Annotated in this window: 18 protein-coding genes; 4 read left to right on the top strand and 14 right to left on the bottom strand. The window is 61.5% G+C overall.

The genetic code is table 11. The annotated features are described in order from the left end of the window. Window positions 1–2 precede the first annotated feature (2 nt). From V2I30_RS12915 to V2I30_RS12870, 10 genes are all read right to left on the bottom strand, one after another. Entirely contained in the window at window positions 3–2,516 is a 2,514-nt protein-coding gene (locus tag V2I30_RS12915) for a fimbria/pilus outer membrane usher protein (RefSeq protein WP_330662585.1), read from the bottom strand. Between the two features lie 7 nt (window positions 2,517–2,523). After that, window positions 2,524–3,318 (bottom strand): fimbria/pilus periplasmic chaperone, encoded by a 795-nt coding sequence (locus tag V2I30_RS12910; protein WP_330662584.1) that lies wholly within the window; start codon window positions 3,316–3,318, stop codon window positions 2,524–2,526. A gap of 188 nt (window positions 3,319–3,506) precedes the next feature. Then, window positions 3,507–4,058, bottom strand: coding sequence for a hypothetical protein (locus V2I30_RS12905; protein WP_330662583.1), 552 nt, complete (start codon window positions 4,056–4,058; stop codon window positions 3,507–3,509). A gap of 768 nt (window positions 4,059–4,826) precedes the next feature. Beyond that, the gene (locus tag V2I30_RS12900; RefSeq protein ID WP_330662582.1) at window positions 4,827–5,321 is read right to left on the bottom strand and encodes a hypothetical protein; all 495 of its coding nucleotides are present in this window, start codon (window positions 5,319–5,321) and stop codon (window positions 4,827–4,829) included. A 424-nt stretch (window positions 5,322–5,745) separates the two neighbouring features. Continuing rightward, on the bottom strand, window positions 5,746–6,861 hold the full coding sequence (locus V2I30_RS12895; protein ID WP_330662581.1) for a PLP-dependent cysteine synthase family protein: 1,116 nt from the start codon (window positions 6,859–6,861) through the stop codon (window positions 5,746–5,748). Beyond that, the gene (gene argE, locus V2I30_RS12890) at window positions 6,861–8,030 is read right to left on the bottom strand and encodes an acetylornithine deacetylase (RefSeq protein WP_330662580.1); all 1,170 of its coding nucleotides are present in this window, start codon (window positions 8,028–8,030) and stop codon (window positions 6,861–6,863) included. The genes V2I30_RS12895 and argE overlap by 1 nt, the downstream gene beginning before the upstream one ends. A 40-nt stretch (window positions 8,031–8,070) precedes the next feature. Next, window positions 8,071–9,060: a VOC family protein gene (locus V2I30_RS12885; protein ID WP_330662579.1), complete on the bottom strand. Its 990-nt coding sequence runs from the start codon at window positions 9,058–9,060 to the stop codon at window positions 8,071–8,073. A 58-nt stretch (window positions 9,061–9,118) separates the two neighbouring features. After that, window positions 9,119–9,412, bottom strand: a complete 294-nt coding sequence (locus tag V2I30_RS12880; protein WP_330662578.1) for a DUF1330 domain-containing protein — start codon at window positions 9,410–9,412, stop codon at window positions 9,119–9,121. 34 nt (window positions 9,413–9,446) lie between these two features. Beyond that, entirely contained in the window at window positions 9,447–10,784 is a 1,338-nt protein-coding gene (locus tag V2I30_RS12875) for an MFS transporter (RefSeq protein WP_330662577.1), read from the bottom strand. A gap of 28 nt (window positions 10,785–10,812) precedes the next feature. After that, the gene (locus V2I30_RS12870) at window positions 10,813–13,104 is read right to left on the bottom strand and encodes a TonB-dependent receptor (RefSeq protein ID WP_330662576.1); all 2,292 of its coding nucleotides are present in this window, start codon (window positions 13,102–13,104) and stop codon (window positions 10,813–10,815) included. 98 nt (window positions 13,105–13,202) lie between these two features. Here V2I30_RS12870 and V2I30_RS12865 point away from each other — a divergent pair, with 98 nt between their 5' ends. Next, the gene (locus tag V2I30_RS12865) at window positions 13,203–14,111 is read left to right on the top strand and encodes a LysR family transcriptional regulator (RefSeq protein WP_330662575.1); all 909 of its coding nucleotides are present in this window, start codon (window positions 13,203–13,205) and stop codon (window positions 14,109–14,111) included. A gap of 157 nt (window positions 14,112–14,268) precedes the next feature. On the opposite strand, the gene V2I30_RS14935 is transcribed toward V2I30_RS12865, so the two are convergent. Beyond that, window positions 14,269–14,478 (bottom strand): hypothetical protein, encoded by a 210-nt coding sequence (locus V2I30_RS14935; RefSeq protein ID WP_442896938.1) that lies wholly within the window; start codon window positions 14,476–14,478, stop codon window positions 14,269–14,271. 63 nt (window positions 14,479–14,541) lie between these two features. Here V2I30_RS14935 and V2I30_RS14930 point away from each other — a divergent pair, with 63 nt between their 5' ends. Beyond that, on the top strand, window positions 14,542–14,679 hold the full coding sequence (locus V2I30_RS14930) for a hypothetical protein (RefSeq protein WP_442896937.1): 138 nt from the start codon (window positions 14,542–14,544) through the stop codon (window positions 14,677–14,679). A gap of 319 nt (window positions 14,680–14,998) precedes the next feature. Here V2I30_RS14930 and V2I30_RS12855 read toward each other — a convergent pair whose 3' ends face one another. Both V2I30_RS12855 and V2I30_RS12850 read right to left on the bottom strand, forming a co-directional pair. Beyond that, window positions 14,999–15,823 carry an ImmA/IrrE family metallo-endopeptidase gene (locus V2I30_RS12855; RefSeq protein WP_330662574.1) on the bottom strand — a complete coding sequence of 275 codons (825 nt, stop codon included), beginning with the start codon at window positions 15,821–15,823 and terminating at the stop codon, window positions 14,999–15,001. Further along, complete coding sequence (locus V2I30_RS12850; RefSeq protein WP_330662573.1) at window positions 15,820–16,149, bottom strand: helix-turn-helix domain-containing protein; 330 nt, start codon at window positions 16,147–16,149, stop codon at window positions 15,820–15,822. Before V2I30_RS12850 ends, V2I30_RS12855 begins: the two co-directional genes overlap by 4 nt. Window positions 16,150–16,201: 52 nt before the next feature. On the opposite strand from V2I30_RS12850, the gene V2I30_RS12845 reads away from it, so the two are divergent. Continuing rightward, window positions 16,202–17,596 (top strand): site-specific DNA-methyltransferase, encoded by a 1,395-nt coding sequence (locus tag V2I30_RS12845; RefSeq protein ID WP_330662572.1) that lies wholly within the window; start codon window positions 16,202–16,204, stop codon window positions 17,594–17,596. Continuing rightward, complete coding sequence (locus V2I30_RS12840; protein ID WP_330662571.1) at window positions 17,593–18,453, top strand: DUF5681 domain-containing protein; 861 nt, start codon at window positions 17,593–17,595, stop codon at window positions 18,451–18,453. Before V2I30_RS12845 ends, V2I30_RS12840 begins: the two co-directional genes overlap by 4 nt. Before the next feature lie 336 nt (window positions 18,454–18,789). Here the strand turns inward: V2I30_RS12840 and V2I30_RS12835 are convergent. Continuing rightward, window positions 18,790–19,179 (bottom strand): integrase core domain-containing protein (locus V2I30_RS12835; protein ID WP_330662570.1); only part of this gene is annotated, 390 nt, incomplete at its 5' end.

Here is a 19,179-nt window from a genome sequence, read left to right as displayed (position 1 = left end):
TCCTACTCCGTCGAAGCATCGTCTATCACTATATCGCCCAAACGATAAAGGTTCGTGGTCTCTTCCGGGACGACGAATGCGAAGCGCTCGCCGCTGCTCAGCGTCACCTCGTAGCGGCCGCCCGGGGCCAGCCCGATGATCGCGAAACGCCCTGCCGAATTGGTGAAGAAGGGCTGCGGCTCGAACGCCTCGTCGCCCGGTGAGCGAACGAGCCCGCTGGAAAGGCCGAACGGCTCGGCGCCGCGTTTGAGGAAGCCGGTCGCGCTGATGAAATAGGCGGAGCCGACCGTGACCGCGTAGCCAGAGCGATAGGGCGGATCGACCTGGAAGATGCCGTCGCCGATATCGATGCCCGCCTCGGTGCCGGCGACATCGTATTGGATGCTCTGCCCGGCATAGGAAATGATGTCGCCCTGCACGGCCGCGCCCAGCGTGCCGCTGCGCGCATCGTAGCGATTGTCGAAGAGATTGTGTCCGGAAATAACCTCGACATCGCCGATCGCCGGATCGGGTTTCAGCACCGCGAAGCTGTCGTTGATCGGTCTGCCGACGCCGAAATACCCGCCCGTATAGGCCAGCGAGGTGCCCAGCTGCATGCGCACGGTCTGGCGATCGAAGATCGAATCGATCCCCTGTCCGATCGTCTGCGCGAGCACCCGTCCCTCGAAGCGATTGCCAATATAGGTGACGTTCGCATCCGAACTGACCTGGCCGCGCGCATCGGTGAAGCCGAGGTCGTATCCGAAGCTGCCAACCTGGTCCTGCGCGCCCTTCGAGACCGTCGCGCGGAGCAATTCAGCGCGGCTGCGATAGTCGAGATTGGCGCGGGTGTTCCCGCCAAGGGCATAGGCGATGCCGATGCGGACCCCGAAATCATCATCGAAGAACGGGCTGGTCCCGTATTCGACCCCGCCCGTCAGCCGCAGCCGGTCATTCAACCGGTGGACGACATCGGTAAAGACGGTGAAGTTGTCCTGCGATCGGCCGCCCACGGTAGTGTAGATCGCGCCCGCATTGAGGAAGGTCCTATCGTCGATCCCTTGCGTGTAATTTGCGCTGACCGACAGCAGATCGAAGGCGACCGGCACGAGGTCGGAGAGCGTCTGGTAGCCTTCGCTTTCATAGTCGACATTGATCGAGAGCTGGCGACTGTCGGTGAAGGTGCTGCCGCTGCGAAACCGGTAATTGCCGCGAAACGCATAGCCCGTGCCGGCGGGGCCGGTGCTGAAGGCGCCCTCCAGGTCGAAGGCGCCGGGAATGAATTGCGGTACGATCGAAGCCGTCAACGCGCCCACCTGCAGGTTTTCAGAAAGCTGCGTTCCGCCTCCGAACACGAGATTTTCCGAGAATGCCCGGCGGTAGAAGGCCGAGACGCCGATCTCGTCGGAATAGTCGGGCTCGAAGGTAAGATTTTGCGCGATGGCTCCGATGGCGAGCGAATATTCCTCTTCGCCCGGGACGAGGTCGAGCGGTTCGAAGAAGAAATTGAAGTCCACGACCTGCCGACGGCCGGCGGAATCGTTCACGATCAACTGGATGTCGTTCGCGCCGACCTGCACCGGCAGATCGGAAAGATCGTAGCGCCCCGGTTCGAGCTGAAACGTCTGGTAGATTTCGCCGTTCAGCAGGACTTCGACGTTGGACTGGTTGTCGAGGAAAATCTCCCGGGCACCTAGCCGCGCGACGGGCAGGAAGGGATCGAAGATGCGCCGCCCCTTCTCGACCGCGACGCCGCCGAGAAACGGGGTGCGCAGGATCGGGAGCGTAGCGGCGCGCAGATCGCCCGCGGAAAAGCGGCGCTGTTCCTCGGGCTGGTCGTACACCGCGCGAACGCCGCGGCGGAAAAAGCGGTAATCCTCTTCGAACTGCCCGCTGAACGCGCCGTCATATTCGACCACGACGTCGCCGACGCGCGTCGCCCCGGTCAGGAACAGCTCGGGATTTTCGAAATCCGTCTCGTTCTCGTAATCGAGGTTGAGATTGAGGTTGAGGTAGGAGCTGAATGGCTCGGGCTCGAGAATGGGGAGGTTGGGAATATTGCTTTCGCGAACCGGACGGCCTAGCGACTGGACCGGGCGGAATTCTCCCGGGATCGTGCCGACCACCAAAGCAAGACGGCGCCGGTCGAACCTAACATCGAATCCGGCCAGGGCGAGCCGATCGAGCGGCACGAAAGCTTCCCCGGCGATCGCCTGCGTCAGGGAAGCGGCGCCAGCATCGTTCAGCAATAGCGACAATTCCTGGTAGAGCGTCTGCGTCTCCACCCGCACTGCCTGCATGCCCTGCGTTTCGATGATGACGTCGCCCAGCGCCCGCTGACCGTAGATCAGCGGCACCGTAAAGGTCAGCAGCCGCGCATCGGCGTCGGCGCCGCTGTCCTGCGCCGCCGCGCTGGCTACGAGCGCGCCCGGAACGGGACCATCGCGCGCGGCGCCCTCGGCGGTCGGCAGCAGGGCCGCACAGAGCGCCGCTTGTGCCAGCGTCCTCCTCGGCAGTGATCTGTGAGCCCCCTCCATCGCAATTCTAGGGATCGATATCGATCTTGAGGCTGTCATCGACGAGCTCGTCGTCGGTGGGCAGGAAGAATATGCGATTGGCTCCGGGCGCGACGACGCCCACGCCGATCAGGCGCGATGCCTCGTCGCCGCGGAAATTGCGCTCGAACGGCTGGCCCGAAACGGTGGTGCCGGAAATCGACCAGTCGGCGAGACCGGCGAGATAGAAGCGATTGCCGTTATTGCCGATATCGACCGTGATCCCGCGCTGCTCGACCGGCTCGGGTTCGGCGGTCGGATTTTCGGCGTCCGGGGCGCCGGGGATCATCCGGCTGCCCATCTGCGCGGACAGAACGACCGGCTCGGGCTGCGCGCCCTCGGGAACGACGTTTACCAGCACATTGTAGTTCACGACCATCTGGATCTGGTTCACGCCCGGATCGAATTCGACCGGGATCTGCCGGATGGCCATGTAGAAGACTTCGGATTTGTCCCGCGCGCCTTCGCCGACATATTGGATGCGAAAGACCTGCTGCGAATTAGACTCAACGATGGTTTGCGCTGGGAAGACGACGAATTCCTCGTCGGCGGGTGTCAGTTCCAGCTGCCCTTCGGGAGAGATGACCCCGCGCATCATCTGCACTTCGTAGGGTATGTCGCGCAGGCCATCGTTGACGAGGTCAACGCGCGCGATCGAGGCCCGGCCCTGCGGCTCGAGTTCGAGAATCATCGGCGACACGCGTGATGCGCTCGCGCCTGTGGGCACGCCCAATGCCATGCCGAAAGCGAGCAGGGCAGCGAATAGTCTATGCAAACAGTTCATCGAAAGCCCCTCCCCGGCCCGGCGCACGAAGCGATGGCCATTACAGCCACCGGGTTAACACAGGCCTGCCGCCCCATCGGCAAGTCGTGTGGTGGCCGCGCACAAGGTATGACGGGAGGAGGGGGAAGGCATCCCTTCCCCCTCCGCCTTTGTCTGATCAAGCCTTTGAGGCTTGAAACCCTGTCGGCTTAGATGGCGCCGAGCGTAAGCGTCGCGGTCGCGGTGTAGGTGCCGGACAGCGGACGCAGCGGGTTGTCTTCGGTAACCAGCGCGGTGTTGATGATCGCGTTGTTATGGAACGCGCCGTTCTGAGCGCGAGTCACCGTGGTGGCTTCGACTGTCCGCAGGTTCGCCTGCAGGAAGTCGTTGCCGTTGTCCGAACGCCACGTGATGCGGTAGTTCAGCTCATCGGTGAAGTCGTTCGCATCGGGACCGGTGTTTTCCTGGTCCTGGTTTTCCATCGGCTGGCCTTCGATGGTGATGTTGGCCGCATAGTTGCAGCTGGTCCATGCCTGCTGGCCGCTGTCCTGACGCGTGCCGGTGAGCAGCAGGGCATCGGGGCCCGCGGCGGTGTTGATGGCGAGCGTGCCGAAATCGACCGGCGTCAGGTCGGCGAGGCTGCACTCGGGCAGAACGGTCGCGCTGATGTCGAGATCTTCCGACGTGGTTTCAGCGGCATTGGCGCCGGTAGCGAGCAGAGCGACAGGTGCCGCGGCTGCGACGAGACAAAACTTTTTCATGATCTTAATTCCCCAATTCGTTCAGGTTGCAAAGACCTACGAGTTGACGCCCCATACCGCGTATCCGAAGATTCGCGGCCATTGCCCCCGTAAGCTGCGCCGCATGTAGCGACGTCTGAGGATTTAGCTAACGCTTTTTTAACCGTTGCTGACAGCTTTGACGCGCCTGTCTCAATTCTGCACGTCTCGCGAGGGGAATTTTAACCTGCGAAGCAATTCCGGGCCCATCGCGGCAGGGGTAGTGCGGTTGCCTTCACAGCCTAACATGAGGGGTGCCCTCGCCATCATTGGCGTGGCCTGATCGACAGGCGCAACGACGGCTTGCCACCAGCAGTGAAAAAGCCTCTAATCCGATCCGAGGGATACGCGCCTCATCAGGTGGCAAAAGTCTCCGAACCCTTTTCCGCGCAGATGCGGTTTTCGCCAGTAGAGTGCGTCGCCGCGGCGAGCGAAGTGGCCACGCACGTGATGCAGTCTGGATCGCTTGCGGCTGTTCGCAGCGCGGTCGACAGGATGTAATTGCGCACTACCACTGTCGAAGAGCTGCAATCGCACCTCTTTGTAATCGAGCCGGACCGGTCTTCTCCTCTTCGTGCGCCGCTGGACTGAATTGCGGCTTTCGATCTCGCGGGTTTCGATCTAGGCCTGTGTGGTGAGAATGAGCAGGAACGAAAACAGCATCGGCAGCGCCAACCACAGCGATTGCGCCAGCTTACGCTTTTCGCGGGCCAGCCGTTCCTCGCCGCCGACAGCGATCCAACGGGCCGCTCACTGGGGATCGATGACAGCCGTTACATGCGCGAAGAAATTATCCAGCGGCAACCTGTCGTGGGACATGCCGAACCGCGCACCGGTCTGGGCGCCTTTTAATATCGTGTCGAAGTCGAAGGCGAACGGGGCCGGCGATATTTCCGGCTCATGGTCGTGGACCTCGTAAACGACGATCTTCTCGCCCAATTGTCCATTCTGTGCGACTTTCACGAAAAGACCGAACCGGACGGGTGGATCCGGTTCACAGGGTTCCTCGGTCCATTCGATGCACAGCTGCGGTGCGGGCACGCGCTGGATATCGACGCTGGCAGCGAGAAGATCGGGCTTGGACAGAACGAGGTCGCGTGTGAACTGCACGACATCGGGATCGAGCGCGTAGCGCGCCGGGCAGGAGATCAGCGCTGCTCGCAGGTCGGGGGCGCTGGGAATTCGCTGGTCTCCGGGAAGTTGCCATGCTGCGCGGTTTCGGACGACCTGATCGAGGAGCAGCATTGCGGGCCGTCAAAGCGGGCCGAACGGTTTGGCGCAGCATCGCGTGAGGGGCTCGCTGGACACCTGTCGCGCCTCGCCGTCCCAGCGCTGCGATCGCGGATCGTATCTCTGCGTAATGCTTTGGGCGCTCGCACTGTCGGCACGTCTACACCTATCCATAAGCCCCTCCTTCCATCCAGCATCGAAAATGGCGCGTGGAGGGGGCGGATGACGCTGCTCAATCGCCGAGCAGCTCGGTGTCGCCCCAATTCAAGGCTCTTTCACTCGCAGTATAGCTTGTCGCAAATCGCAAAGGATGTCTTTTAAGCCGCTTGAGACCGGGCCATGAGGCCGTGCCTTCCCGCCAGGGCGGCGCAGCGCCTGATCTCGCAAGGCCGCTACCCCGGTTTGACGATATCCGGCGGCGGACGTGGAAACCCGCCAGTCAAAGGCTCTCCAGAAATTGCGCCGTCTCGGAAAGGTCCAGCTTCTCCTTTCGCAGCCAGCTTTCGTCGAAGATCGTCTGCTGATAACGATCGCCGCTATCGCATATCAGCGTCGCGAGGCTGCCGCGCTCGCCTCGCCCGCGCATTTCGTGAGCCAGTTTCAGGGTCGCGAAGACATTGAGACCGGTCGAACCTCCCACCTTCTTGCCGAGCCGGTCCGAGACCCAATGCGCCGTCGCGATGCTGGCCGCGTCGGCCACGCGCATCATGCGGTCGACGACGCTGGGCACGAAGGACGGCTCGTGCCGGGGACGCCCGACGCCTTCGAGCCTCGAGGGGAGACAGCATCGAGGAACGCCCCGAGGATCGCGGAAGCTTTCAAGAAAGACCGAACCTTCGGGATCGGCGACACACAAGCTGGTTTGGGACGCCAAATGGGGTCGATACCTGATGAAGCGTCCGATGGTCGCGGACGTCCCGCCCGTGCCGGCACCGACGACGACCCATCGGGGGATCGGATGCGGTTCGCAGCGCATCTGTTCGAACAGGCTTTCGGCTATGTTGTTGTTCCCGCGCCAGTCTGTCGCCCGTTCGGCAAGCGTGAATTGATCCATGTAATAGCCGTCACATTCGCGCGCGATCTGCTCCGCCCGGTCGTAGATCTGTGCGCTCGGCACGTATTCGCAGGTGCCGCCAAAATGCTCGATCTCGCCAATTTTCTCCTTGCTGGTCGCGTCCGGTACGACGGCCGTGAAAGGAAGCGCAAGCAACCGGGCGAAATAGGCTTCGGATATGGCGGTGGAGCCCGACGACGCCTCGACGATGCGGGTGTCGCGGGCGATCTTTCCGTTGCAGAGCCCGTAGAGGAAGAGCGAGCGCGCCAGTCGGTGCTTGAGGCTTCCGGTGGGATGGGTGGACTCGTCCTTGAGATAGATGTCGATGCCCTCGAGGCTGGCAATGGGCAGTCTCAGCAAATGGGTGTCGGCGGAGCGATGAAAATCGGCTTCGATCAGTCGCACCGCCTCGCAGATCCAGTCGCGATCGACCACGCCGACATGCGGCTTGCATTTCTCCTCGGCGAGAATAGCGGATGCGAAGTGGGCGTTGGCAGCCATCATCGCAGCTCATCCGCCAATGCCTGCATGAACAGCGCGCCCGCCTCCAGCTGAGAACGTGCGATGAATTCGTCGGGCTGGTGCGCCTGCTCGATCGAGCCCGGTCCGCAGATGACGGTCGAGAAACCCGCCTCGCTGAACTGCCCCGCTTCGGCCGCGTATGACACTTTCGACGGCGGCGCATTGGTACGCACGAGACGGCGCACGAGCGCGGCGGCGTCTTCGTTGCCGGCGGGCGACAAAGCCGGCGCGTCGGCGATGCGCGTCATCGTTACGCCTGCCTGAGGATGGCGCGCCTTGAGATCGGCGTCCAACCTGTCGCACAGAGCGACGAAGGGCCGGAGTATTTCGGCCGCAGGGCTACCGGGCGGAACCCGCAGGTCGAAGGTGAACGTCGCCCGTTCGGCCAGGATATTGGCCGCCGTGCCGCCCTCGATGATGCCCACGGTGAGCGTCGGATAGGGCGGCGAAAATCCATTGTCGCTAACGTCTTCGGCCTCACCGGTGCGCGCGAGCGCCTCGGCCAGTTCGTCCAGGGCCGAAAGGAGTTTGATCGCAGCCATGTTGGCCGACACGCCAAGTTCGGGGAGCGAGCTGTGCGCCGCCACGCCGCGCACTTCGACCTCGTATACGGCGATGCCCTTATGGCCGTCGATGACCTCCATCATGGAGGGCTCGCCGATGATCGCAGCGGCCGGGTTGGCCAAATCCTTGCGCAGGAGCTCGATCATCGCGGGCGCCCCCTGACATCCCACTTCCTCGTCATAGCTGATCGCCAGGTGAACGGGCCGCGAGCCCCGCTGAAAGAGGGCGGCATGACCGAGAACAAGGGAAAGGAAGCCTTTCATATCGCTCGTCCCGCGACCGTAGAGCCGTCCCTCTCGCTCGGTCAGCATCCACGGATCGCTCAACCATCGCTGCCCGTCGACAGGGACGACATCGCTATGGCCCGACAGGATAATCCCTCCCGGCGCGTCCGGTCCGATCGTGGCGACGAGGTTGGCCTTTGTCCCGTCGGTGTTTTCGATTCTACGCGCCTCGATCCCGAGGCTCTCCAGATAGGTCTCGATCCAGGCGATCGCTTCGAGGTTGCTGTTGCGGGACGTCGTGTCGAACGCGACGAACCGCTCGAGCAATTCGAGGCTGCGCGCAAAATACTCAGATGTCATATCGGGGATGTCTCAGACTGAAATCGTCATCGTACAGATATCAGCGCGCTTCGAAAATCTCGATGGGAAAGCCTTCGGGATCCTCGACGATAAGGCAGCGCACCTCGGGCCGGCCCGGAAGGCCGCGCTCGGCTTCCTCCTGCAAGACGGTCGCGCCGCTATCGCCGATGCGGGCCGCGACCTCGTCGAACCGCTCCGTTGCGAAGGACCACATGACGATGCCGCGACTGGGCGGCCCATAGCCGGCCGGCGGCTCGGCGCGGGTTGCCTCGTGATGATCCATCAGCACGAGATAGCCCGTTTGCGAACCCGGCGCGAAACACTGGATGAAGCGTTCTTTCGTGCCTTGTGGCATCAGCAGGGCCGACTTTTCGCCGACTTCGAAAATGACATCGCGCCGAACTTCGAAGCCGAGAATGTCGCGGAAGAACGCCAGCGTCGCATCGGCATGGACAAGGCACCGCGCGGAATAGGATGGTCCGCCCGTGCCGGTGGCCGGATCGATCGGGCCGGTCGGCACGAAGATATCGGGCCGTTTCACCCCCATGAGGAAGGCGTTGTCGGGCGCCTTGTAGACGATCTCTGCCGAGGTGTAGACCTCGCCACCCGGGCTGGTGAAATCCATTTCCTTGACGCCGATCGTCGAGTGCACGCCAACCGCGTTCATCCGTTCTTCGTGCGCCAGTAGGTCTTGCATCGGAAAGCTGAGCGTCGCGCCGCCCGGGTACAGACCGGAATATTCAGGCCTGACCGGATCGCTGTCGGCAGGCTGGTGAATGACGCGAACCGCCACATTTGCAGCTTCGCCCCGGCGTTCGAATACGTTCATCCGCGGCTCGTGCCCTGCCGGGAAGCCGAGATAGCGCGCCGTGGCCTCGTCCAGATCGGACCAACCCGAGCCGGTCAGATCGTAGGCTTCGCCCAGTATCCGCTCCATCAAGCCGGGATCGGCGGTCGCGTAGGTGACGGTATGGAGCGGACCGACGAGTGCTTCGTCCGGGGAGCTTTCGGGCAGGAAGATATCTTGCATGGATGCGGATCCTCTCAGGGGTCTTAGATATGCGCGCCGCACCGTGGGGCGCTTCATGTCAGGGCGCTTCGACCAGCAGGACTTCGGCGTCCGCCAAGCCTTCCCGGAGTTTCTTGGCCTCGGCGTAGTCGGCGGAGTCCCAGAACCTGCGCGCGGCGGCCTTGTTCGGCCATTTCGAGACCGCGACCGATCCGTATCCCTCCAGATTGCCCTCGAGCAGCTCGGCTCCCGGCGCGACGACGACATATTCGCCGCCATATTTTGCGACCAAAGGCGGGACTGCTTTCCCGTAGCCGGAGATGAATTTCTCGCGCTCATGCAGTTTGCACAGGATGATCATGTAGGCGGGCACGCTTGGTTCCTTCCGAAGATAGAGGCGGCACAGGTCAGGCGACGCGGGCGAGTTGCCGGCGATAAGCGCGCAGCGTCGGGCCAATGAAAAGCGTGGGGACGAGCGCGTAGATCGCGCAGGTCGCGGCGTAGGCGTAGCGAAGGTCCGCCTCGCCGAAGACATGCGTCGAGAGATAACCGACGGTAGGCGGACCCAGGAACAGGCCGGTCATGCTGATCGACATGTAGTAAAAGGCGGTCAGCTGCCCGCGGATTGCCGATGGGGTAATGGCGAGCAGCGCGGTGACCGCCATGGCGGAAACGACGCCGACCGCGGCCGTGTTGAAGAAGAGAAACACGAAGGCGAGTTCGGGCGAGGCAACGAACATCGGAATGATGGCGGTGGGAAGCATGGCGATATAGCCGGCGACCAGCATATGGATCGGCGCATCCTTGCGCCCCGCCTGCGCCATGCGATCCGATATGACGCCGCTTAGGAACACCGACCCCGGCCCCGCGGACAACAGCACAATCGCGTTGACGAAGGCATATTTCTCCGGTGGCCAGCCATGGGTGCGCTCGAATACGGGCGCGAGAAAGCTCTGTCCGTAAGCGACAATGGCCATCACGCAGGCGAGCGAGATGAAACCGCCATAGACGCCGGCATTGCGGCGCACATAGGACAACGCATCGCCGATCCCGTTGCCCGTCACCCCCGCACGCGCTTCGTCCTCGCTCGCCCGGCGCCGGACGGGCTCGCGGACGAAGAGGAAGATGGCGGCAAGCGCTATCCCGGGCAGTCCGACGATGAAAAAGGTCAGCTGCCAGGGCAGTACGGGTCCCACCAGCGGCACTTCGATCGTGCCTGCGGTCTTCGCCCAGGTCAGAACCGCGCTGCCGATTAGCGAGGCGATCCCCGCGCCGAGCGAAAGCGCCGCGACATAGACTGCAATGGGCTTGCTGCGGCGCTCGGGAGGGAAGCTGTCGGAGATCATCGACATCGCCGCCGGGCTGAGCGTCGCCTCTCCGACGCCGACGGCCATGCGCGCCAGAAAGAGGTGCAAAAAGCTGCGTGCCAGGCCGGAAATCGCGGTGGCGAAGGACCACACGAAGATACCCGCGGCCACGATCAGGGTCCGGCGCTTGCGATCGACGAGCCAGCCGAGCGGCAAGCCCATTGTCGCATAGAAGATCGCAAAGGCGGGTCCCAATACCCAGCCGATCTGTGCGTCGGTCATGCCGAGATCGGCTTTGATGGGCTCGATCAACAAGCCCAGAATGTAGCGATCGATGAAACTGAAAACGTATGCGAGGGTGAGCAGCGCGACCAGCGACCACCCCGCACGGGCGGGGGGGTAGCGTGGAGCCTCCCGTTCGATCGCGGCGCTTGCCATACTTGTCTCGCCCGCCTCGGCCGGCGCTTCAGAACTCGTACTGGACGGTCGCGTACCAGGTTCGCGGCGCGCCATAGAAGCGGCCGCCGCCGCCACCGATTGAGGCGCGCGACTCGTAGATCTCATCGGTCAGGTTGCGAACGCCGACCGCCGCCGTCCACGCTTCGTCGAAGGTTTCGTATTCGATCTGCGCGCCAAGCAGCGCATATCCGTCTTCGAAGGAGAAGGGATTGTTCACCGTGGTCGTGAAAAATTCGTCCTGCACCGTCAGGTTCGCGATCGCGTTGACGCTGCCTGCGGTCCCGGGGAGCCTATGCTCGTATTGTGCGCTGAAGAAACCATTGAAGGGCGACACGTATTTCAGCTCGTTCTCGATCACCCCGGGAATCATCGAAGGTGCAATCGTTTCGGGATCGTCGATCGGCGTCTCGTCCTGTGTCAGCGCGAAGGCTGCGGTGAGCGTGAATCCGTCGAGCGGTTCGGCGAAGATATCGAATTCGAGACCGCGTATCGTAGCGTCGAACGTACGCGCTTCGAGAAAGCCCGAGGCGGATTCGAACTGCGTGGTTGGCAATTCGTTGTAGTCCGCCTGGAATGCGGTGACGTTGAAGACGAGCCGGTCGTTCAGCCAGGAACTGCGCAGCCCGACTTCGTAGGAATGGACCACGGTTTCCTCGATCGGGACGACCGCGTTGGCCGCGGTTAGCTGAAAACCCTGGAAGGCCCCGGCCTGGAAGCCCTGCGAATAGCTTGCATAGACCGAGATGTCGTCGGTGACCTCGAAGTCGGCGATGAAGCGCGGTGTGAAGCGGTCGAAGCTCTCGTCGGCCTCCAGCGGACCGAAGGGCGGAAAGAAGGTGCCGAAGAACAGCGGCAGGTCGAACGCCCCGTATTGCTCGACGGTCAGTTCCTTCTCGTCATGCGTGTAGCGAAGCCCGGCGGTCAGTTCGAGCCGGTCGATCGGGCGGTACGAAACCTCGCCGAACACCGCGATACTGTCCGTTGTCTGGTCCTGATCCTGCGCGGTGGCGCTGGGATTGTCGAGATTGGCGGGATCGGTGAAGCGGCCGAGAACAGAGGTCGCGACGTTCTCCTCGCGCAGCAGAAACAGCCCGCCGACCCAGTTCAATTTTCCACTGCCCGCCGATGCAGCCCGCAATTCCAAAGTGTAGGCGTCGTGCTCCCAATCCCGGACGAAATCGAAGCCGTTCCCGGTTCGCGTGAAAGGTTCGCCTTCGAACGTGCCGATGCTCGGCCCGCCATCGGTGTCAAAACTGTCGTCCTGCTGAAAGCCGCGATAGCCGAAGATCGCCCGCACATCGAACGTGTCGAAATCGTAGCGCGCCTGCAGTGTGCCGCCATATCCGGTGAAGGCGCTTTCGCCGAAGAGGGTCGGCGCGGCGAGGAAGGGGTCGCCGAACAGGTCCGGGCTGTCGACAAATTCGCCATCGACGAAGTTGTCTTCAAGCGTGGTCGTTGCCGCAGGGGTCGCGGTGAACGGGCCGGGATTGTTCTCGGTATAGTCAGCAGCCGCGTAAATCTCGAGCCTGTCGGTCGGTTGCCACAGGGCCGCGATACGCGCGGTGTTCGTGTCGATCGCGTTGTAGCGGTCGGGCCGCGTCGGATCTTCGTCGGCGAAGGCATCGCGGATGAACCCGTCGCTCGACCGCGAGACGCCGTCGACCCGCACGGCGAACGTGTCGGACAGCGGAGCAGAGAACGATCCTGCGAAGTCCACCTGCCCGAACGATCCGACCGTTATTCGGGCGATCCCGGTCGCTTCGTCCAGGTCGGGCCGGCGGGTCAGCAGCTTGATCGCGCCGCCCGTCGCGTTGCGGCCGTAGAGCGTGCCCTGCGGCCCCCGGAGCACCTCGACGCTTTCAAGCGCGATGAGGTCGAACACCGCGCCCGGCGCCTTCAGATAGGGCACATCGTCGAGATAGATCGTGATCGGCTGTTCGGATGGCGGATTGGTATCATCCTGCCCTGCACCGCGCAGATAGATGATCGCGGTCGTGGTCGAAGTGATGAAGGAGATGTTGAGGTTGGGCACCTTGCCGCTCAAATCGACGAGGTTTTCGATCTGAGCGTCGAACAGCGCCTCTGAAGAGAAGGCGGTCACGGCGAGAGGCACATCCTGAAGCGTTTCCTCGCGGCGGCGCGCGGTTACGACGATGTCGTTGGCGGTTTGCTCGGCCTCGTCGGTTTTCTCGGCGTCGACATTCCCCGAGACCTGCGCATGAGCCTCGCCCGGGGTGCCAACGAGGAAGCCGGCCAGGGCCGTTCCTGCGGCGAGTTGTAGCCTGCTATATCCGCGCATCGTCCACCTCCATCCTGTCATCACACAGTAATATGCTTGTGGAGCGTCGGAATAGTGCGATATGCAGAACCAACCGTTCGGGATTGCAGGACAATGCGATGGATAGGTTCAAATGTCTTGAGGCATTTGTAAGAATTGTAGAGACAGGCAGCCTGTCGCACGCCGCGCGCTCGCTGAACATATCCAAATCGACCGTCTCGGAGCGGCTTGCGCAGTTGGAGCGCCTGGTCGGCGAACCTCTTCTCATTCGTTCGACGCGCAAAGTCTCAGCGACCTCGGCCGGACGCCGTATCTACGGCGAGTTCCGTGCGACCACCGCACATCTTGCAACCCTGGAAAAAGCCACTGATCAGCAGGCATCGGCAATTCAGCCGCTGCGCATCGCCAGCAGCACCGATGTCGGCGCGACTGAAGTCGCCAGGGCCTTGTCGGCCTATTGCAAGGCAAATCCGAACGCCGACATCAGCCTTTCGATCGGCAACGATCTTGTCGACCCGCTTGAGCGCGGCTTCGATATCGCCATTCATTTTCGCCGGATCATTCATGCAAAGCTGAAGGTCGAAGAGATCGCGGTTGTCGAGTGCGGTCTTTATGGCTCACCCGAATATCTGCATCGCGCAGGACGGCCGGAGCGTCCGGAAGACCTGCGGCATCACAAATGTCTGGGCTATATGTTCCAGCCATCGGTCCACGACTGGGTGCCGACCAAATGGGAATTTCAGTGGGGCGAAACCAAGCTGACTACCGATGTCGAATTGAGCGCGCGCTTCAACAGCGGCACCGCGATGCGGCAATTCGTGGTGGCTGGACTTGGTCTGGCGGTACTTCCGAAGGTCCGGGTGGCAAATGAACTGGCAACCGGTGCGCTCGAACTGGTGATGGCGGATCATCGTCCACCCTCGATAACGCTCGTCGCGGTCTATCCCCGGGCTTATCTGGGCAACCCGAGGATTTCCGATCTACTCCGGTTTCTTCGTTCAGAGCTAAGAGAGATGCTGAGCGGATAGTCTTATTTAGAGAAGGCCGCAGGATGTCGCGCGCAGCCACCTTCGCGCGCTCGCCATTCTCGTACAACAGCGGCGTTCCGGCTGCGCGCGGTCGAAGCAACGCCATTTTTCGAGCGCTCTTCGAATAGCTCGATCCAGGGGTCGGCATCTTATATTCTCATGTGGCTGACGATATTGCGGGCAAGGACAGTGCGGCGAGCCGCGCTCGATCGTCGGGATGCTTGGCCAGCCGATTGGCGACGATCAGATGTCCGAGGATCGGCACCCCGAAGGTCAGCAATGCGATTGCGAAGGCGATGCCGGGATCGGCCGCCCCCGCCACCGGATCGAAACTGAGCGCATTATAATCGGTGAAGGCAACGAGCACGGCAAGCGCCGGACCGAGCTTGGTCGTCAGCGTAAGCAGCGCGAAGACCGAAGCGGTTTGCCGATGACCGCTCTCCCGCCACTCGATCTCGCCGAGGTCGGCGACGATCGACCGGGTCAGGAAAATACATACCCGTATCGTCGAACCCAGACCGACGATCGCGGCCAGAATGATCGCGAAGCTGCCGTCCCGATGGGCTAGCAGAAGGGCGATAAACGGAATGGTGGCCCCCTCCTTTGATCCGGAGAAGGGCAGGGAGACAAGGACTGTTTGGTGCGCGACGCAGTCCGAAGCGAACCGTGCTCTGACCGTTTTCCCTGTTTTGCAGGGAATCTACAGGGAAATTGAAGTTCCTGGCACTTTTTCAGCTTAGGCGAGCCCTCTGAAACCCCTAAGAAACAGTCATTTCCCAAAACAAATTCCCTAAGCGCCGAGCAGGGAATTCGATTGCCTTTAGCAGGGAAGTAGGAGCCGCGAGCAGGGACGCCCAAATTGCGAAACAGGGAACGGGCTCTCGAGTTCAACCTTCGTCGTCGAGATCCGCCTGCAGGAGTGTCATGGCGTAGCCATTGCGCTGGCCGATGACCTGCTCGGTCAGAAGAAGCGTTCGCTCTACGTCGCGCTCGCTGACCCAAGTTTCGGGATCGACTTCTTCGGTGTCTGAAGTTTCGCCTGGTCGCGGCGGCTCAACTGCGATTGCTTCCAGCGGGAGGGGCTTGCCGCTGGCTATTGGCAGATACGGAAAGTCGTCGTGGCGATAGAATCGTTCGACTCGATGGTTTCTGGAAAGGATGACCGCGACCGGTTCGCGGTGCGCTGCGACAAAAGCGCGAGCCAAGGCTTCTTTGCTGACGTCGAATTCGTGAGCAATCGCGATCAAGCTTTCGAGCGATACACCGGATTGCCCAATGATCATTCTGATCTTTTTCGGCGGCATCAAAAGATCTGCAGCGAACAAATTCGCCTCGCTCTCCATGCGCCGCCTTCGGTCCCTGGCGCGCGGATCCAGCATGTGCAGATCACCCAGCGTGCATTCTATCCGCCCATCTGCAGGCGGCTGATGCGCTTCAATGAGAAAATGTCCGAGCTCATGGGCGGTCGAGAAGCGTTTGCGGCGCCGGGGACTTCGCTCGCTGATGAGGATGTGACCTTCTGACCTGAGCTGATCGGTGATAAGCGCGGCTTCGAACGCGGTCGTTTCGACCTCGCGTATCGACTGGATGTCGAGCGCTTCGCACAAGGCATCAATTGGAACAGCGGATGACAGGTCCTCGGTCTCGTGGATGCGTTCGGCCAGTCTTCGCGGCGAACCGACACCGTCGAGATCAAGCCGACTGATCTTCACTGTTTCTTGCCGCGCCTGTTCCTAAGCTGCTCCATGAGTCCCTTGATGATTTCGCGGTCATCCTCCCCGAGACCTTTAAGGTCGCGGAACATCGCAACCATCTCTGGATCTTCGTCAGCAGCGTCAGGGTTCTCGCCGACGAGATCGGCGACGCGGACGCGAAAAAGGTCTGCGAGCTTGACGACCAGTTCCATCGATGGATTGTCCGCCTGACCCTTTTCGAGGTTCCAGACATGCGCCTTCGAAATGCCGACCTCGTCGGCAACCTGCTGCAGCGAGAGCCGCTTGGCGACGCGCAGTTCATGCAGTCTGGTTGCGAATGACATGGTTCTCTCCCGTTCATCCGATTGAACGCTCTGATACTGCTACGATTGACAAATGCAAGCGTTCAGTTCAGTAGTACGTTATCGGCCACCACGATTCGGGGCGCTTAACATGGACCAGCCAATGTCGACGAGCCAGATTGTTGAAAGAAAGATTACAGAGCTGCGCCCCTACGCGCGTAACGCTCGCACTCACTCCAAGAAACAAATCGCGCAAATCGCGCGCTCGATCGAGCGGTTCGGGTTTACAAATCCAGTACTCGTCTCAGACGAAGGCGAGATTATCGCCGGTCACGGACGCGTCGAGGCCGCGAAGACGCTTGGTTTAAGGTTCGTTCCGACACTGGCCCTCTCGCATCTCTCTGAGACCGAGCGGCGCGCCTATGTGCTTGCAGACAACAAGCTTGCGCTCAGTGCAGGGTGGGACAAGGAATTGCTGGCGATCGAGCTGCAGGCTCTCGTTGATCTTGAGTTCGATACCGAGCTGACCGGGTTCAGCTTGGCCGAGGTCGATCTGGTTCTGGACGAGGCCGGAGAATCCAACCCGGATGGCACTGATACTGCTGAGGACCTGGTTCCCGTGATGGAAGGCGATGCCGTATCCCGGCGAGGCGATCTCTGGATTTTGGGCAACCACCGCGTGCTGTGCGGTGACACCCAGCAGCAGCCAGACCTCGACCGGCTGATGGCGGGCGAGCGCGCCGACATCGTGTTCACGGATCCGCCCTATAATGTCGCTATCGATGGGAATGTCTGCGGACTTGGTGCAGTCAGACATCGCGAGTTCGCCTTTGCCAGCGGTGAGATGGACCGGGCACGTTTCGTGGCGTTCCTCAAATCAACGCTTGGCAATATGGCGGACGTCATGCGCGATGGGGCTATCGCCTATGTGTGCATGGACTGGCGCCACATCGGCGAGCTGGTCGAGGTGGGTGAGACCAGTTTCACCGAGCTCAAGAACCTCGTGGTGTGGAACAAGACCAATGGCGGGATGGGCGCGTTCTACCGTTCGAAGCACGAACTCATCTTCGTGTTCAAGCAGGGCACTGCGCCGCACACCAACAGTTTCGGACTGGGCGAGACCGGGCGCTATCGCACCAATGTCTGGGACTATGCCGGGATATCCTCAATCAGCTCTGCGCGCTCCGATGAGCTGGCGATGCATCCCACGGTCAAGCCGGTCGCGCTGATCGCTGACGCGCTACGAGACTGCTCGCGCCGCGGCGAGGTCGTGATCGACGGGTTCGGAGGATCGGGCAGCACGCTCATCGCTGCGCAGAAGACCGGCCGCAAGGCGCGGTTGATCGAATACGATCCGATCTACTGCGATACGATCATCAGAAGGTGGGAGAACTATACCGGCAAGAAGGCGCGGCTCGATGCTAAGGGAGCATCGTATGAAGAAGTGGCCGACGAGCGCCTTGGTCTTGACCTGGAGGCTGCGGAATGAGCCAGCCCGAACGCGAGGACGAGCAGGGTAACCCAGAAATTGCGAACAACGTCGTCCCCTATAGAGTCGGCTACGGCAAGCCTCCGGTCGAACACCAATTCAAGAAGGGGCAGTCCGGCAATCCGAAGGGGCGAACCCAAGGCTCTACCAACAAACCCAAGGTCAACACCGGCCACGGGATGCGCGCAGCCGAGGAGTTCTTGCGCCGTGAGGCCTATCGTCCAGTAACCCTTCGCGAGGACGGGCAACTAATCGAGCTTCCCGCAATCCAGGCAGTGTTCCGCGCGATGGGTGTGGCTGCCATGAAGGGCAACCGGTTCGCACAGAAAACGATGGCAGAACTCGTCACTGGTCTTGAGCAGCGGGATGCCGAGGCGCGGTTCGAGCTCATGGGCAATGCGCTCGACTACAAGAAGAGTTGGTCCGACGAAATTGAGCGGTGCGATCGGCTCGGTCTTCCTACTCCCGAGCCTATCCCGCATCCCGATGACATTATCATCGACCCTCATACCGGCGGTGTTCGTATCGTCGGGCCTCAAACAAAAGAGCAGAAGGTACACTACGAGAAGGCCATCGCTCGCCGGGTCGAGGCGCAGGAGGAGGTGAGCTACTTCGCTGGCAAATACCGCAACGCTCGCAGCGAGAAAATGAAGGAGTGCCATCTCGAAGAATGGCACTGGGAGCAGCGCATGTTCGACATCATCAACGATGCAATGCCCGAACGTTACAAGATGAAACTTGAAGACCGCTCATATCGGCCGGGCGCCTCGCGCGCGGGTGAGGCGATGAAGGAGTTTGTCGAAGATCGGAAACGGCTGCCTGAGCAAAGGCAGTGGGGTGACTACGTCGGCGATTGAACCGACAATTGGCTAGTGACCGCTTTGCGCCCCAAATTCGGACATTCCGAATATCGATCAACAATCCCTAAAGCTGCCGTTTGGGGCGCCTTTACGATGTACGGTGTACGAAAGATATGTGGTCCAGGAAAGTCTTGGTCATTTAGGGTTCGCTGGCGGTTGGCCCTGACGAAGAGACTAACCCAACGTTGCATATACATAGCTTGTCGTACGTACTGACTGGATGGCGGTCGCGATTGATAGATCCAGAATATGCTAAGTACTCACTTCATCCGATCCGCTTCGCTGCTGCAATCCGCGCAGGAGCCCCTGACGTGCTCCCCTGATTGTTACCAGTCAGAGGTTGAGTCTGGCTCCTTCATGATGGTTGTTTGATGGGATGGCAACGTGTCTGGGGGCATGCCCCCAGACACGTTGGCCGGCGATCTCGGCGGGGGTCTTCCCGCCCAGTTTCGAGTGCGGCCTGACCGTATTGTAATCGTGCTGCCACGCGGCGAGCACGAACCGGGCATGGGCCAGTGAGGTGAACAGGGTCTCGTTGAGGCATTCGTCCCGCAGGCGACCATTGAAGCTCTCGACGAAGCCGTTCTGCATCGGCTTGCCCGGCGCGATGTAGTGCCACTCGCCCCGCCGCTCCTGCGACCAGCGCAGGATGGCTGACGAGGTCAGTTCGGTGCCATTGTCGCTGACCACCGTATGCGGCTTTCCCCGGATGGCGATAAGGCT

It is taken from the genome of Erythrobacter sp. (assembly GCF_036351135.1).
GTDB lineage: Bacteria > Pseudomonadota > Alphaproteobacteria > Sphingomonadales > Sphingomonadaceae > Erythrobacter.
This window is presented reverse-complemented; position numbering and strand designations above follow the sequence as displayed.